Source organism: Paenibacillus sp. MB22_1 (assembly GCF_047200555.1).
GTDB classification, from domain to species: Bacteria; Bacillota; Bacilli; order Paenibacillales; family Paenibacillaceae; genus Fontibacillus; species Fontibacillus phoenicis.
In genome coordinates this window covers 961,767-978,099 of record NZ_JBLADV010000002.1, presented here as the reverse complement: position 1 = coordinate 978,099, position 16,333 = coordinate 961,767, and the positions used below count along the sequence as shown (strand labels likewise).

At 54.0% G+C, this 16,333-nt stretch carries 15 protein-coding genes; 14 read left to right on the top strand and 1 reads right to left on the bottom strand.

What is annotated here, in order from left to right:
• Nucleotides 1-19: 19 nt before the first annotated feature.
• The 11 genes from ACL02P_RS16355 (at nucleotide 20) to ACL02P_RS16305 (ending at nucleotide 12,812) form a co-directional block, all read left to right on the top strand.
• Entirely contained in the window at nucleotides 20-1,342 is a 1,323-nt protein-coding gene (locus ACL02P_RS16355) for an ABC transporter substrate-binding protein (RefSeq protein ID WP_009223625.1), read from the top strand.
• 105 nt (nucleotides 1,343-1,447) lie between these two features.
• Nucleotides 1,448-3,550: a glycoside hydrolase family 36 protein gene (locus tag ACL02P_RS16350; RefSeq protein WP_323079151.1), complete on the top strand. Its 2,103-nt coding sequence runs from the start codon at nucleotides 1,448-1,450 to the stop codon at nucleotides 3,548-3,550.
• Nucleotides 3,551-3,731: 181 nt separating this feature from the next.
• Entirely contained in the window at nucleotides 3,732-4,157 is a 426-nt protein-coding gene (locus ACL02P_RS16345) for an SRPBCC family protein (RefSeq protein ID WP_009223627.1), read from the top strand.
• A gap of 3 nt (nucleotides 4,158-4,160) precedes the next feature.
• Nucleotides 4,161-4,559, top strand: coding sequence for an ArsR/SmtB family transcription factor (locus ACL02P_RS16340; RefSeq protein WP_009223628.1), 399 nt, complete (start codon nucleotides 4,161-4,163; stop codon nucleotides 4,557-4,559).
• 212 nt (nucleotides 4,560-4,771) lie between these two features.
• Nucleotides 4,772-5,752, top strand: coding sequence for an aldo/keto reductase (locus ACL02P_RS16335; protein ID WP_412837723.1), 981 nt, complete (start codon nucleotides 4,772-4,774; stop codon nucleotides 5,750-5,752).
• 29 nt (nucleotides 5,753-5,781) lie between these two features.
• Nucleotides 5,782-6,639: a GNAT family N-acetyltransferase gene (locus tag ACL02P_RS16330; protein WP_412837722.1), complete on the top strand. Its 858-nt coding sequence runs from the start codon at nucleotides 5,782-5,784 to the stop codon at nucleotides 6,637-6,639.
• Nucleotides 6,640-6,744: 105 nt separating this feature from the next.
• Nucleotides 6,745-7,314 carry a TetR/AcrR family transcriptional regulator gene (locus ACL02P_RS16325; protein ID WP_009223631.1) on the top strand — a complete coding sequence of 190 codons (570 nt, stop codon included), beginning with the start codon at nucleotides 6,745-6,747 and terminating at the stop codon, nucleotides 7,312-7,314.
• A gap of 208 nt (nucleotides 7,315-7,522) precedes the next feature.
• Nucleotides 7,523-9,019, top strand: coding sequence for an MDR family MFS transporter (locus ACL02P_RS16320; protein ID WP_374700819.1), 1,497 nt, complete (start codon nucleotides 7,523-7,525; stop codon nucleotides 9,017-9,019).
• A 222-nt stretch (nucleotides 9,020-9,241) separates the two neighbouring features.
• Nucleotides 9,242-10,531, top strand: a complete 1,290-nt coding sequence (locus ACL02P_RS16315; RefSeq protein ID WP_412837721.1) for an NCS2 family permease — start codon at nucleotides 9,242-9,244, stop codon at nucleotides 10,529-10,531.
• 148 nt (nucleotides 10,532-10,679) lie between these two features.
• Nucleotides 10,680-11,243, top strand: coding sequence for a hypothetical protein (locus ACL02P_RS16310; RefSeq protein ID WP_412837720.1), 564 nt, complete (start codon nucleotides 10,680-10,682; stop codon nucleotides 11,241-11,243).
• 183 nt (nucleotides 11,244-11,426) lie between these two features.
• Nucleotides 11,427-12,812: a diguanylate cyclase gene (locus ACL02P_RS16305; protein WP_412837719.1), complete on the top strand. Its 1,386-nt coding sequence runs from the start codon at nucleotides 11,427-11,429 to the stop codon at nucleotides 12,810-12,812.
• A 1-nt stretch (nucleotide 12,813) separates the two neighbouring features.
• On the opposite strand, the gene ACL02P_RS16300 is transcribed toward ACL02P_RS16305, so the two are convergent.
• Nucleotides 12,814-13,026, bottom strand: coding sequence for a hypothetical protein (locus tag ACL02P_RS16300; RefSeq protein ID WP_157273311.1), 213 nt, complete (start codon nucleotides 13,024-13,026; stop codon nucleotides 12,814-12,816).
• A gap of 283 nt (nucleotides 13,027-13,309) precedes the next feature.
• Between ACL02P_RS16300 and menA the strand changes: the two genes are divergently transcribed.
• From menA to ACL02P_RS16285, 3 genes are all read left to right on the top strand, one after another.
• Nucleotides 13,310-14,257 carry a 1,4-dihydroxy-2-naphthoate polyprenyltransferase gene (gene menA, locus ACL02P_RS16295; RefSeq protein ID WP_009223638.1) on the top strand — a complete coding sequence of 316 codons (948 nt, stop codon included), beginning with the start codon at nucleotides 13,310-13,312 and terminating at the stop codon, nucleotides 14,255-14,257.
• A gap of 82 nt (nucleotides 14,258-14,339) precedes the next feature.
• Entirely contained in the window at nucleotides 14,340-15,422 is a 1,083-nt protein-coding gene (locus tag ACL02P_RS16290) for a Gfo/Idh/MocA family protein (RefSeq protein WP_260070940.1), read from the top strand.
• A 231-nt stretch (nucleotides 15,423-15,653) separates the two neighbouring features.
• A complete protein-coding gene (locus ACL02P_RS16285; protein ID WP_016314271.1) occupies nucleotides 15,654-16,328 on the top strand; it encodes a hypothetical protein in 675 nt (224 codons plus the stop codon).
• The last annotated feature ends 5 nt before the right edge of the window (nucleotides 16,329-16,333 follow it).

Genomic DNA, 16,333 nt, shown 5'->3' with positions numbered 1-16,333 from the left:
AGAAAGTGGGGGCAAAGTAATGAAGAAAAAGATTCTGGCCTTATCGTTCAGCCTGGTGTTGATCATGGGCCTGTTGTCCGCATGCGGAGGCAACAATAACGCGGCGAATAACGGGGCAAGCAACACAGGTGCCGGTAATGGCGCGGCGACGGATGATTCCAAACCCGTAACCATCAATATGTTCACGGCTTCTCCGGAATATACCGACGCGTTTAACGCCTACATTGAGGAATATAAGAAAGTGAAGCCAAACGTGACGATTAACCTGGAAATCATGCAGGCGGACTACAACACCGTATTAAAATCCAGAATCGCAGCGGGAAGCACGCCTGACGTATTCCAAACTACGGCGGGTGGGGATATCGACACCTTTGCTGAGTACAGTGCGGATTTGACGGATCAACCGCTGGCTGCGGCCATGACGGATGCGGTACGCGCCAATATGACTTCCTCCGACGGTAAAGTGCTTGGCTTGCCGGTTAAAGGGAACTTGTTCTCCTTAATCTATAACAAGCAGCTGTTGGATGAAGCTGGCGTGATGACATTCCCGAAAACGACAGCGGAGTTGGACGACGCCATCGCTAAACTGGAAGCCAAAGGCATTACGCCGTTTGCGAATGCGTATAAAGAATGGTGGGTATGGAAACACATCTTCCAACATTTCGTGAACGCTGCCGCTCAAGACGCTGGCGTAACGTCGCAAGATCTGGTGAAGAGCTTTATTGCCGGTGATGCGAAAATCAAGGATTATCCGGCGCTGTACGACAGCTTCTTTAACTTCATCGATACGACAGTGAAGCATGGCACCGACAAACCGCTGGAACGCGACAGCAATGCGCAAGTCAGCGACTTTGCATCCGGCAAAGCGGCGATCATGACAGGGAAAGGTGCATGGGACGAAGAAGCGATCAAGAAAATTAACCCAGACATTCAAATCGGCATTGCCGGCTATCCGGTCAGCGACAAAGCAGATCAATCGATGATCATCACCGGTGCGGACCAAGCTCTGCGCATCAATAAAGACTCTGCGGTCGTCAACGAAACGATCGAGTTCTTTAACTGGCTGTATACTTCCGACTACGGCAAGAGCTGGTTCTCCACGATTGCGAAGGTTATTCCTCCAATCAAGGACGCTCCGCTTCCAGAACTGGATATGCCGAAGCAAATGAACGAAATTCTGAAGTCTGAGCCATCGGGTGACCTGGCGATCAACTATTCGCTGGATACGTTCCATCAAAAATTCGGAGAAATCATGCAAGCTTACATCGGCGGCAGCAAAACAAAAGATCAAGCTGTGACCGAAATCGAGCAAGCATGGGTACAACTGGGTTCGGCGGAATAAACATCGAGAATCTCGGTTGTTCGTAAACCACAAAATGAACCCGGCACCATCTATCGGTGCTGGGTTTTGCTTTTACTTAGGACAGGTAAGGAGTGTGCGAGGGTGATGAATCAAATCGAGCTTCGGGAAAACGGCTTACATCTCGTATTGGAAGTCACCGACGAGCAGGATGTGCGGCTGCTTCATTTTGGGGCAAACGCGCTGAATGAAGCGGTGATCCAGAAGGAGCAGAAACCGGGCTTCCGCCTGATGGAGCTGCAATTAACTGGAGAGGACCGGGCTGAGTATCACGGACGAACCCACCGGGCATCGTACCCGGGACTACGGATGGTGTATGCCGGCCATACCAAAGGACGCAACGAGTTGGGGAGGAAGCTGGAAATTGCGCTGCGCGACCCGAAGACCGGGCTGCAGGCGGTGCAGCACATCCAATTTTACGACGGGGTGCAGACGGTCCGGGCTTGGGCAGAACTGTACAATGCCGGGCCGGAAGCAGTAGGTATAGAGTACATTTCTTCCTTTGCATTGACCGGTTTGGATAAGGAAGGCAGTCAGGATCGGGACGAAAAAATGTGGCTGTCCATCCCCCACACCGGATGGCAAAGCGAGCTGCAGTGGCGCACTTACAAATTGCCTGAGCTCGGCTTATCCCATTTGACGGACCGCAGCTCCAAGCGGATCTCCTGCAGCAATACGGGTTCCTGGTCGGCGGCCGAGCATATCCCGATGGCTGTCCTGGAGAACCGGGAGGCGGGGAGCGTCTTGTTCTGGCAAATCGAGCATAACGGCTCTTGGCACTGGGAGATCTTCGACCAGGTGGACCAACTGACCTTGCTCCTCAGCGGTCCGACCGAGCACGATAACCATTGGTGGAAATCGCTTCAGCCTGGCGAGCGGTTTATCAGCGTACCGGTTGCCGTTGGCGCGGCCAATGGCGGCTTTGAGGAAGCGATCGGCCAGCTGACCGCTTACCGGCGCCGGATTCGCCGGCCAAACGCGGATAACCGGGAGCTGCGGATTATTTTCAACGATTATATGAATTGCCTTTGGGGTTCACCCACGACGGCGAAGCTGCTGCCATTGATCGATGCCGCCGCCGAAGCGGGCTGCGAATACTTCTGCATCGATGCCGGCTGGTACGCTCCGGGTGAGTGGTGGGACGGCGTGGGAGAATGGCTGCCGTCTTCAGAACGGTTCCCGGAAGGGATCAAGTACGTGTTGGATTATATCCGGAGCAAAGGAATGGTGCCGGGATTATGGCTTGAGCTGGAGGTTATGGGCATCAACAGTCCGAAGCTGGCTGACACGGACGACAGCTGGTTCTTCATCCGGCACGGCAAACGGGTGATGGACCGCAGCCGATACCAGCTGGATTACCGCAACCCGAAGGTGGTGGCCCACGCCGATGAGGTCATTCGCCGCTTGGTGGAGGACTATGGTGTCGGCTATATCAAAATGGACTACAACATCAACGCCGGAATCGGGACGGAAACAGCGGCAGACAGCTTCGGCGACGGACTGCTGCAGCATAACCGCGCGTACTTGGCTTGGCTGGATCGGATTTTCGAACGCTATCCGGAGCTCGTCATCGAGAACTGCTCCAGCGGGGGGATGCGGATGGATTACGCGATGTTAAGTCGTTACAGCATCCAATCGACCAGCGACCAGGAGAATTACGTGAACTATGCGGCCATCGCCGCTGCATCCCCGTCTGCGCTGACGCCGGAGCAATCCGCCATCTGGTCGTATCCGCTGCGGGAAGGCGACGATGAAGAGGTCGTCTTCAACATGGTGAATGCGCTGCTGCTGCGTGTGCATCAGAGCGGTCATCTGGCAGAGTTAAGCCCGCGGCGCCGGGAGCTGGTGAAGCAGGCGCTGGACTATTACAAGACGATTCGCGCGGACATTCCAGAGTCGTTGCCGTTCTGGCCGCTGGGGCTGCCCAAGCAGCAGGACGACTGGATCAGCCTGGGCCTGCGCCGGCCGGACAGCGATACGGTATATCTGGCCGTATGGCGTACGCGCGGGGAAGCCTCGTCTCAAGCCTTGCCGCTTCCAGCGCTGCAAGGGGAGGCGCTGGACATCCGCTGTGCCTATCCGCAGGACTTGGTTTGCGCGTGGAACTGGGATGCCGCTGCGGGTCAGCTGACGGTCACCTTGCCTTCCGCACCGTCTGCCCGATTGTTCGAAATCCGCCGTAAACGGTAGGAAGTTTATATCTAAAGATCCGCATCGCTGCTTTTTGCTGGAGATGTGGATCTTTTTTTTGAACCTATGGAATCCTAGTGTTGTTGACATGAAACCAAATGGTGTCATATAATCACTATTATTAGGAAACCTTTTGGTTTCATATTAACTGAACAATCATGAGTAAAAAGGAGAATAGACGATGGAACAAAACAATACGGGCAAGCTGCTGGATATCCGGCACACGATCCTGCTCAATGCACCCATCTCGCGGGTATGGGAGGCTGTAGCTACGTCGGAGGGGATTGCCGCCTGGTTTATGCCAAACAGCTTCCAGCCGGTATTAGGGTATGAGTTTGTCCTGCATGCCGGCCCGTTCGGAGACTCCCCGTGCAAGGTGACGGAATTGGAGCCGCCGCACCGGTTATCGTTTAATTGGGGCAAGGATTGGACGGTGACCTTCGAGCTGGAGGAAAAAGGGGAGCAAACTAAATTTACATTGATTCACGGCGGGTGGACCGTCGACCAAGTTACCGAATTCGGCGAGGCGCACGAGCTGGTTCGCGGCCGCATGGATCAAGGCTGGACCGGTATCGTCGCCAAGCTGGCCGAATACGTACAGGGGTAAGCCATGGCGGAGGCAGCCTCTGCAAAACATGACGTGTTCCAGGCGATTGCCGACCCAACGCGCCGGGAGCTTCTGAAGCTGCTGAGCGGGCAAGAGCTGCCGTTGAAGGACATCAGCAGCCGGTTCCCGATCAGCCGGACCGCGGTATCCAAGCACCTGCGCATCTTGGCCGAAGCCGGACTCGTGCGCGAGCGCAAGGTCGGTCGGGAGACGCGCTATCGCCTGGACGCCGACCCGCTGCTGGAGCTGAAGCGCTGGCTGGCGTATTACGAGCGGTTCTGGGAGAACAAGTTGTCCCTGCTCAAGCACTATGTTGAATCCGAACCGGGCGCGGAACCGGCGGGACTTCGCCCCGTCCCGACGCCGCCGTCCGGCAGCGCAAGCGAGACTCCGGGCGAATAAATGAAGCCTCCGGCTGCACCTCAATAGGTGGTAAGCCGGAGGCTTTCCTCCTGTTCACGGCGGATTACTGGTCTCAGGGATTAAAAGGGGGCTGGACATCCTTCTGGCTTGGACAGGCTGTCTTCCCCGGGTCTCCTATCTGGTATATAATGGGTGTGGACTATTTCATCATGGCAAGTTACTTCCAAAAAACGCTCAAGGAGGTTGTTGACATGAAGTACGTCAGTTTGGGAAGAACCGGATTGAAGGTCAGCCGTTTGTGCCTGGGAACGATGAATTTTGGGCCAACGACGGATGAGAAGGAAGCGTTTAAAATCATGGACGCTGCGATTGATGCCGGCGTCAATTTCTTCGATACGGCTAACGTCTACGGCGGTACGTCGCATCGCGGCTGGACTGAGGAGATCATCGGCCGTTGGTTCGCGCAGGGCGGCGGTCGTAGAGAGAAGGTCGTGCTGGCGACGAAGGTGTACGGAGCGATGAGCGATCCTGCGTCGGATCCGAATGAAGGCAGTTCCGGCTTATCGGCCTACAAAATCCGCCGCCATCTGGACGATTCGCTGCGGCGGCTCGGTACGGACCATATCGAACTGTACCAGATGCATCATGTCGACCGGAACGTTTCTTGGGATGAGTTATGGAATGCTTTTGACATCGCGCAAAAACAAGGCAAGATCGGATACGTTGGCGCCAGCAACTTTGCCGGGCGGGATCTTGTGAAAGCCCAATATGAGGCGAAAGCCCGCGGGGCGCTGGGCCTTGTCTCCGAGCAGCATAAGTACAGCCTCCTGTGCCGTCTGCCGGAGCTGGAGGTTCTGCCTGCAGCCGAGGAGCTGGGGATCGGCGTCATCCCGTGGAGCCCGTTGGACGGAGGGATTCTCGGCGGGAATCTGAATCCGCAGCCGGGCTCGCGTACGGCCAAGCAGACCGAACGGATCGAGAAGCTGCGCCCGCAGCTGGAGCGGTTCAGCCAGCTGTGCAAAGAGCTGGGCGAATCGGAAGCCACGGTGGCCCTCGCCTGGACGCTGGCGCATCCGGCGGTTACGGCGCCGATTATCGGGCCGCGGACGCTGGAGCAATTCGAGGAAACGCTGCGGGTTGTCGAAGTCGAGCTGAGTGAGGATACGCTCAAAGCTATTGACGAAATTTTCCCGGGTCCGGGTGGTGAAGCGCCAAAAGCGTACGCCTGGTAAAAAGCCATACGAGGGAGGAGAACGAGACGATGATTCGATATGAGCGAGGCACGGACCTGGACATGAGCACGATATATCAGGCGTTTCAACGCGGTTTTGCCGATTATATCATCCAATTTAATTTGACCGAAGCGGAATTTGCGGATCGATTCTTTGGTCCGGAAGGCAATGCGCGTGAGCACTCCTTCGTAGCTCTCGACGGCGATGAACCCGTGGGGGTTGTCTTAGGCGGCAGCAAGGTCTATGAGTCCGTCCGGACAATGCGCTGCGGCGCACTGGCCGTCAGCCCGGAATATCGCGGCAAAGGCGTAAGTGCCGGCCTGATGGATCTGCACCGGGAGGAGGCGCTGCATGCCGGTTGCAAGCAGTTGTTCCTGGAGGTCATTGCTGGGAACGACCGGGCGATCGCTTTCTATTTAAAAAGAGGATACCGCCGTGTATACGACGTCTCGTACTTCACCCTTCCCGATGCATCCCGACTGGAGGCCCCGCAGGGGGCTTCCGCGGGAGCGCCGGTGGAGCGAATCGAGTTCGAGACCCTTGCCAATCTGGTGGGGCCTTGGAGATATTTTCATATCAACTGGCAAAACGACTTGGAGTATCAGCAACGAACTCCGTCTAACGTCTATTACGGCGTCCGGGTGGACGGTGAATGGGCCGGAGGGCTCTCGATCAGTCCGACCGGTAAGATCAATATGCTGATTGTCAGCCATCAGCACCGGGGTCAGGGCTTGGCCACCCGGATGTTGGTCGCTGCCCGCGAGGAGTTAGGCTTCGTGAAGTTCACCGCTTCCTTGCCGGATAATGCACTGCTGGAAGGATTTTTGGATCGGCATGGGTTTGTTCGCGATAAAATCAGCCTTCATGAGATGTACCTTCGCCTATAAAATGGGGGCATACCGGGCCTAAAAAGTGTTGACATAGTCCTTGGACATCGTTTATCATCATGTAGACCAATCGGTCTAATCTTACGCGGAAAGGTACCGGTATGCATGCCCAATCAGAATCCGACCCGTCAGTTGCTGATCGAAACAACGGCCAAGCTGCTGCAGTGCCAAGGCTATAACGCGACGGGGCTGAACCAGATCACTCAAATGAGCGGTGCGCCCAAGGGATCGTTGTATTACCATTTCCCCGAAGGGAAAGAGCAACTCGCGTGTGAAGCTGTTGTGTATACCAAGAACGTCACTTTGGAGAGCTTGCGCGCTGTACTGGACTCCACCGAAGATGCAGTTGGGGCTGTGCAAGCGTTGCTGCTTCTGATTGCCGACAACTATGATCGCGAGGATGCAACGCTGGGGGTGCCGATTGGCATCGTTGCCCATGAGACCGCCCGCAGCAACGAGAATATTCGTCAGGCTTGCTGTGACGTGTATAACGCTTGGATCGCTGAACTGGAGAAGAAATTTATCGCTTCCGGCTACAGTGCGGAAGAATCGGCGGATTTAGCCGTGCTGATCAATGGGATCGTCGAAGGTTCGATCATCATGTGCTTAACGCAGAAGAGCAGCCAGCCGCTGCACACAGCAGCTCGTCTGGTTCCGCGGCTTTTTCCTTCCTGAGCCCCGTTGCTCAGGAGCCCTTGCGGCAGAAGGAAGTGAGATCCGCGCCTCTTTCCTTAAATTTTGATATATAGAATGGTCTACACAACTTCCCCGTCGTGAACCCCAAGGCACGCTTTGCCTTGTTTATATAGATTAACCTAGAGAGAGGCGTAAAGTCCCAAAATAGGAGAAGATGGAGGTAACCCTACAAATGAATACATCATCGATGTCATCGGCTCATGGCGCCGGTGTGGAAGGGATCAGGCGTCTGCCGATTACGATCGCCCTGGTCATCGGGGCCTTTGTGTCCATATTAAATGAAACGTTGCTGAATGTGGCCTACACGGATTTGATGCAAGAACTGCGCGTGGGGCCTTCGACGATACAATGGCTTTCTACTTCTTATATGTTAGTGATTGGGATTCTGGTGCCGATTACGGCGCTGTTGATTCAATGGTTTACGACGCGGCAGATGTTTCTGTCGGCGATGATTCTGTTCTTGGTCGGAACGGTCGTCTGCGGGATTGCTCCTTCGTTTGGCGTGCTGCTGCTGGGTCGGATCATTCAAGCGATTGGAACAGGGTTGCTGCTTCCGGTCATGATGAACACCATTCTAACGATCTATCCTCCGGAAAAAAGAGGGGCGGCCATGGGCACGATCGGTCTGGTCATTATGTTTGGTCCGGCTATTGGTCCTACGCTGTCCGGCTTAATCCTGGATGTGCTGGATTGGCGCTGGCTGTTCTATCTGGTGATTCCGCTCGCGGTATTGTCCATTGTCTACGGAGCGCTGTATTTGCGGAACGTGTCGGTATTAACGAGACCGCGGGTGGATCTGCTGTCCATTCTGCTGTCAACGATTGGTTTTGGCGGTATCGTATACGGGTTTAGCCACGCGGGCGAAGGTGAAGGGTGGTCAAGTCCTGTTGTCTATACCTGCCTGGTTGCCGGATTTATCGCTTTAGTCTTGTTCGTTTGGCGGCAGCTGCGAGTCGCTGAGCCAACTCTGGACGTCCGCGTCTTCAAGTACCCGATGTTCGCCTTGTCGGCCGCGTTGCTCATGGTCATGATGATGACCTTGTTCTCGACGCTGATTATCTTGCCGATGTATCTGCAAGGCGCGCTGCTGCTGGCACCGTTCGCCGCTGGTCTCGTCTTGCTTCCCGGCGGGGTAATCAACGGTCTGATGTCACCGGTGGCGGGACGATTGTTCGATAAATTTGGTCCGCGCGCGTTGATCGCGCCGGGGCTTATCATCGTGATCGCCACCTTGTGGTTCATGCGCGGCTTGTCGACGGACAGCTCGACCGGAGAGGTCATCGCGTTGCATATTACGCTGCTGATCGGAATTTCCTTGGTGATGATGCCAGGGCAAACGACGGGGCTGAACCAGCTGCCTCGTAACTTGTATCCGCATGGCACCGCGATCATGAACACACTGCAGCAGGTGTCGGGCGCGATCGGCACCGCGCTGTTCATCAGCATCTTCTCGCATGGCCAAGAACGTTACTTGAAAGCTTCGGCCAATCCGCAGGATCCAGCCGAGCTGGGGAACGCACTGGTGTCCGGTATGCACCAAGCGTTTACCATTTCGATGTACGTTGGCGTGGTGGCGTTGGTGATCGGCTTGTTCCTGCGCCGCACTTATGCGCCGGAGGAAACGCAGGTTGCTGCAGGCAGCCATCCGGAGTTTAAGCCGGAGGTTAACCCGGAATCGCGTTAATCGTAAAGGAAATCAAAGGCCGTCTATGCTTGAGACGGATACAGACTGGTTCGGTGGGAAGTTTCCATCGGACCGTTTTTTTTCACGTTGACTAGATGTGAACATTCTGGAAAACTTGAAGATTTCGATTGAACATCCGGCAAGGAACAGGGATGATGGCATAGGGAATGATTGGCTATACTGACAACATGAATATTCAGAAGGAAGGGGCATCCATTGATTATGGACCGGTTTTTTAAATTAAAAGAACATGGAACGACCATGCGCACCGAGCTGTTCGCCGGGCTAACTACTTTTCTAGCGATGGCCTACATCCTGGTCGTCAACCCCGCTGTGCTAAGCGCGGCGGGAGTTCCGTTTGATCAGGTGTTTATGGCTACCGTGATTGCGGCGGTTGTCGGCACGCTGTTTATGGCGCTGTTCGCCGGGCATCCGATCGCCATCGCTCCCGGTATGGGGTTGAACGCCTACTTCACGAGCGTGGTTGCCAGCACCGGATCGTCTTATCAGACCGTGCTGGGCACGGTATTTTTTGCCGGGGTGCTGTTTCTGCTGCTAAACTTAACCCGGCTGCGGGAAGCGCTGATCCGCGCGATTCCTGATTCGCTGAAGTTCGGCATTACTGCGGGGATCGGGTTATTCATCGCCTTCTTGGGGCTCAAAATGTCTGGCATCGTCGTGGCGAATCCCGACAACCTCGTGACATTTGGCGATTTGCACCGCTCGGTGACGTTGCTGACCTTGTTTGGCGTCTTTGTCACACTGGTGCTGATGGCCCGCCGCGTTCCCGGCGCGCTGTTTATCGGCATGGCACTGACCGCGGTGGTTGGCTATTTTACCGGTCAACTGAAATTGGACGGCTTCGTGTCTGTGCCGCCTGCGCCGGTCTTCTTCGACCTGGATTTGTCCGGCGTCTTTAGCCAAGGGCTGTACACGACCGTATTCGCATTTCTGCTCGTTACGCTGTTCGATACGACCGGCACGCTGATTGGCGTTACGGAACAAACCGGCGCTATGAAGAACGGCGAGCTTCCTCGGGCCAAGGCCGCATTGCTCGCAGATGCGACGGCGACCACCATCGGTTCGATGTTTGGTACGAGCCCCACCACCGCTTACATCGAATCGACGACCGGCGTGGCGGCGGGCGGTCGCACCGGCCTGACATCACTCGTCGTCGCTGTACTGTTCCTGCTGTCGATGTTCATCTCGCCGCTGGTGGGGGCGATCTCCGGTCTTCCGGCCATCACCGCACCTGCCTTGATTATTGTGGGCTGCTTTATGATGGAAGGATTGGCCCGGATTCAGTGGAAATCGTTCGATGAGGCGTTTCCGGCCTTCGCGATCCTGTTGATGATGCCGCTCACCGCCAGCATCGCCACCGGGATCGCCGTTGGGTTCATCACGTATCCGGTGATGAAGCTGGTCAGCGGCAAAGGGCGGGAGGTTCACCCGTTGCTTTATGTGTTTGGCGTGATCTTCGTGATTCAACTGGCTTTTTTTCCGGCGCACTAGGAAATTGAAGAAGATTTTGTTACTCGTTTTAATCTGGCTGAGACCCTTTTTTCGGCAGGCCGTCATATAATGAACCTGTAAGCCATACAATGGAAATCCTGAGGCGGTAAATCGCTGGATGTGAAGACATGAGAAAGGCGGACCTGACATGAAAAATTGGTTTACAGCGCTGCTTCCCCTGGCGCTCATTGTGATGTTACCTGGGCTGGATGCCCATGCACCGTCGTCCTTCGGGTTTCTTGCCGGAGCGGGAACGGGAACAGGAGCCAAGTCGTCGACTGTTAGGATGGCGGAACTGCAGTTACCCGAGACGGTTACGGTATACTTGAACGCCGTGAGCCTTGATTCTGACGGAGGAGTTCTCACGGTGGACCCGGTCTTGTGGTATCAGGGGGATGAGGCGGCGGCGATCTTCGCAGAACGCGAACCGGAGGCTGGCATTGACGGACCGCCGGACGGCTATTATATCGTCAATGACGCGGTGGAATCGGTGAGTTATCCGGTTTCCCCAGAAGCTGAAGTTATACTGCAAATTTATGACCGTACCGGTAAGCCGGAGGATATCGAAATCAAGGCAGATGAAACCGTAACCTTTAAGAAATTTAAGGAGTTGTTCCAACAGACGGATCTGCTGGATCTCAGCCTATTCCCATATCACCTCACGCTGAAAGAAGGCAAGGTCGTCCGGATCGTACAGCAATATGTGCCGTGACATCTGCATGAAGGTATGAGATTCAAGCCGGAGGATATCGCTCCGGTTTTTTTTTATTTGGGTGTTGCTGATAAAATCGTGTAGCACAATTTTGCAGTTGTAGTATAATATTTCCTTAGACGTAGTTCTTTGTGCCCAATACATTCATTTTATCATGAGCCTCACTTTAAGGGGGGAGAACGGATGAACGCCCACCAAATTCATATCAAAAACATCTGGATGCTGAAATTGCTTGTCGGCTTGTTTATTGTTGCCAGTGTGCTGCAAATGCTGGTCCATCGGCATTTCGAAGTGGCACAACCGATCTTGGGCGCTTCTCTGCTCTTGGTGCTGGCCGGATTTGTGGTAAGACGCCGCTGGCCGCGGCTTACGATGATCTTAACGCTAGTGATGCTATTCATTTACCTCAATGTAATGGTATTCACGGATTTGTCCGTGACGAATTATATATTCCTGGGGCTGCTGCCGCTCCTCAGCTTGATGTATCATCATTATCTTGCGGTCGCGGTGGCAGGCGCACTTCATCTTCTGTCGATGCTGTATTTAGCGCTGGCATACCGGGGGGCGCTGTTGAGCGGGAAGCTGGAACGCGGCGATGCTGTATTTTTTGTGGTATACGGTCTGTTTATCTTATCGTTTTGCTTGATCTATGTACTGACGACGAAGATGCTGTCACCTCGAACTGAAAGCGACAAGTTGCCTTTGAATGATATCCTTGAAAGCGCATCCGTTGGGGTCTGGGCTTATGACCTCAGTAAAATGGAATTGGAGGTTTCCTCCGGGTTCGAGCAAATTACGGGATATTCGAAAGAGAGCCTGAAGGGGAGGCGAGTGCAGGAGATCATCTACCCTGCGGACTTGAAGCTATTCCTCGAGATCCAGCATGAACTCATTCTCCAAAAAACCAACTCCGTGAAGGAATGCCGCATCGTTCGGCCGGACGGCGAAATCAAATGGCTCCAGAACCGGGCACGACCGTATTTCAACGCGCACGGGCACCTCGTAAGGCTGGAAGGAGTCATTATTGAAATTACGGAACGGAAGCAGCTAGAGGAAAAGATTCAATTCTTGGCCTATCATGACGAGCTGACTGGACTTGCCAATCGGGCAAAATTTAATGCGAAATACGAAGAAACACAGGGGCGAGGAGAGCCGGTCGCCCTGATGTTCCTGGATCTGGACAATTTCAAGGAAGTGAACGACACCTACGGCCATGAAGCCGGGGATGAATTGTTGAAGCATATCGCAGGCCGGCTGGTTTCCCTGGTCCGGGCACAGGATATGGTTTGCCGTTTGGGCGGGGATGAATTCGTGATCCTGCTGGTGAACTTGCAGGAGGACGGGGTATTAAAAGTGCTGGACCGCATTCGATCCAGCCTGGCTGAAGGTTATGTGTATCGGGGAATGCGCATCAGCATCTCGGCCAGCATTGGCATCAGCCTGTCGCCGGACGGGAACGCCAGCTTAGAGGATATGCTTCGGCTCGCCGATGCAACGATGTATGACGTCAAGCGGGGCGGCGATTCGATCCGGATGACCGCTGAACCAAGCACGCCGCTGCCCAGCTGACTTATTTCTTCTCCCCTCTGTTTTCTTTCCGCTCCAAATAGATAGCTCCGAGCCACTGGCTTGCCGCAAACAAGACCACCATGCCAAGGACCAATAGAAAGCGGTTGTCTCCCTTGCGCAGCAGCAGCTGCAGCAGGAACAAGGCGACCGCCACCTCGGTCCACACCAGGCCGCGTTTGCGCAGCGCCTTGAGATCGTACGCTCCGGAACTCATTTTCCGCAAATTCCAAACGGCGATCACAGTGAGGATAAGGAGAAAGATCAAAGATCCAATCAGGTCTTCTGTGGAGAACATGGACAATACGCGAACCCCTCTTCTACGGTTTTGGTACAACTTACTTGCATTTTAGCTTAAGCCGTCAGGTCATGGCAAACGAATCGAATACATCGGCTTGCGAATTCTAGCCTAATGCCCTTTGTCAAGGACATATCCAACAGCCATTATTTCAAAAGTAAGATATCTTCTTTTTAACGAGATAAAAAGAGGATGATGGAGAATGGCGATCACCAAATTTCTCAAGCTGGTGGAAATCCAGACGAAGGCCGCAAGTATAATTCCGCTTCTGTTCGGCACGGTCTATGCTGTCTATCGGTTCCATGTGTTTGAGCCTTGGCATTTTGTGCTCATGCTGATTTCCTTGCTCAGCTTCGACATGACCACGACGGCGATCAACAACTATGTGGATTACAAAAAAGCGAACCGCAAGCACGGCTACGGCTACGAAAAACACAATGCCATCGTAAAATACGGCATGAATCCGGCCGCGGTGCTAGCACTGATTATTTTGTTGTTCATGATCGCGGTGACCGCGGGAGTGCTGCTCTTCCTTCAGACCGGGTGGCTGCTGCTGTTGCTTGGCGCGTTGTCGTTTGCGGTCGGCATCTTGTATTCTTTTGGGCCGATTCCGATTTCTCGGATGCCGCTGGGCGAAATTTTTTCCGGACTGTTCATGGGATTTGTTATTATATTTGTATCGGCTTACATCCACGCGGGCGACCGCTTGGCTTCACTGACACTGCAGGGCGGTACGGTAGTTCTCCAAGTTCATTTGCTGGAGACGCTGCTGGTATTTCTCATCTCCATACCGGCGATTCTTGGCATTGCCAACATCATGCTGGCCAACAATATTTGCGATATGGAAGAGGATATCGACAACAAACGCTACACCTTACCGATCTACATTGGAAAAGGGCCGGCGCTGATGTTGTTTAAGTTGCTCTATTATGCGGCCTATGTAGATGTCATCGTACTGGCGATCCTGGGGGTTCATCCGATTATTCTGCTGCTCGTGCTCCTCACAGTGGTGCCAGTGTCAAAAAATATCCGAACGTTTACCGCGCAGCCAACCAAGCAATTGACGTTTGGCTTGTCGGTGCAAAATTTCCTGCTAACCAATATGGCGCGTATTCTCGCGTTGGTTGTCGCCGCCGTTCTGCCCTTCTGACGATGGGACCCCGCGGCGAGGCATCCATGTGATCCGGGCCTGACGCGTGGGTTGGCAGACTTGAGGAGGAAGCAAAGACACGATGGACAATAGGGGCAAGCTGCGGATTGGAATGGTCGGCGGCGGTTGGCGGGCTGAATTTTATTTGCGCATTGCCCGCGCGCTGCCGAAGCGTTTTGAAGTTAGCAACATTTATATGCGGGACGAAGCAAAAGGCCGGGAAGTCAACCGGACTTGGGGCGTCCCGGTCACGTCACATTGGGAGGCGTTCCTGGAGCGGCGGGACTTCGACTTTGTGGTGTTGTCGTTGCCGCGTACGGTCACACCGGAGTATCTGGTCCGGCTCGCCGCAGCGGGCATTCCCGTTCTGACGGAGACGCCGCCGGCGGCCGATCTGGCCGGGCTGCACCAACTCTATGCAAGCGTGGGATCCGCAGCGAAAATTCAAGTGGCCGAGCAGTTCCTGTTCCAGCCGATGCATGCGGCTCGCCTTGCCGTCGTGCGGTCTGGCCTGCTGGGCGAGGTGTCGCACGTGCAGGTATCGGCGGGGCACGGCTACCACGGCATCAGCCTGATCCGGCAACTGCTCGGGGTGGGATTCGAGGATGCGGAAATCCGCGGGGAGCAGATTCAGTCCCCGCTGGTTCAAGGCCCCGGCCGCGGAGGCTGGCCAGTGGAGGAACGGATCGTCACCTCGTCCCAGACGATCGCGCTGTTGCGGTTCGGCGAGCGAACGGCATTGTTCGATTTTACCTACGATCAATATTTCTCGCCGATCCGGCGTCATCGCGTGCTGGTGCGCGGCGTCCGGGGTGAAATCGACGGCACCGAGCTCCGCTATCTCCGTGATTACCGCACCCCGGTGGAGCTGCAGCTGCGGCGGGTGGATGCCGGCCAGAACGGCAGCCTTTTGGGGTATTACCACGAGGGCGTGCTGGCCGGCTCCGAATGGGTTTACGTAAACCCGTTCCGGCCGGGACGGTTGACGGACGAAGAGATCGCCATCGCCACCAGCTTGGAGAAGATGGGGCAATACGTACATGGAGGCCCTTCGTTCTACAGCTTGGCGGAGGCAGCCCAGGACCAATACCTGTCCTTGATGATGGAGCAGGCAGTCCAATCTGGGCAGACGGTGCGGACCGAGCGTCAGCCTTGGGCCATCTAAAAACAACAAAAAGTTCATGTGCGCCCGGCATGGGCGATAACTAGGCGGTGAAAGTCCGCTACAGGACTCATTTTTCCAAAGCGGAAGGAACTAACTATTCTAACGCAAAATGGGGCCAATTGGAGAGACTCCAATCTTTAGGATGGGACCCTTACACATCTTCCATATACGGATCTGCGTTGCAAGTATACAAGTAATGAATAGTATATAATATATAGTGAGGTGATCGAAGTGAACAAAAAGTTACTTATTGGAATGTTCGCCCTCGGTTTTGCTGTTACTTCTTCTTTATACGCGGTACGTGCTAATGCATCCGTTGAGAAGCAAATTAACCAAAACCTTAACAGCTTGGCCGAACAGTTACAAACGGAAGTCACTAATAAAACTGAATTAGCCATGAGTAGTAATCCCTATGATTACATCAAGAACAGCGAAGAGTATGCAAATATTGTAAATCTCGGAACAGATGCTGTTCCAATTTTAGAAAAGAAAATCGATGAAAGTGAAGGAAGCGGTCTTTTTGATTACATTTTTTCAGTTGCTATCGAAGAAATCACAAAAGTAAACCTCAAAGAAGAGGAAAGTACAGCTTGGGATACTGGAGACAAGTTCTCGGAGAAATGGAAGGCAAAACTTAAGACACTTCCTGAAGAAGTTGAAAAAATCGCTAATTCTGAATTAACTGAAGATGAGAAAATTACTTCTCTAAAAAAACTGGGTCTTCCTGCTGTGCCATTTATTATTGACCAACTTGAGGCAGGTAAAACTGAACTTTTCCCAGCAGTTCAGTCTTTGGTTCCGGATAGTCAAACGAAGTCCTTGAAAATGACTGACATAGTACAATGGGCAAAAGAAAACAAGGATAAATTTGATGACCTTAAAGAGTATGTTTTAAGCAAAAAATAATAATA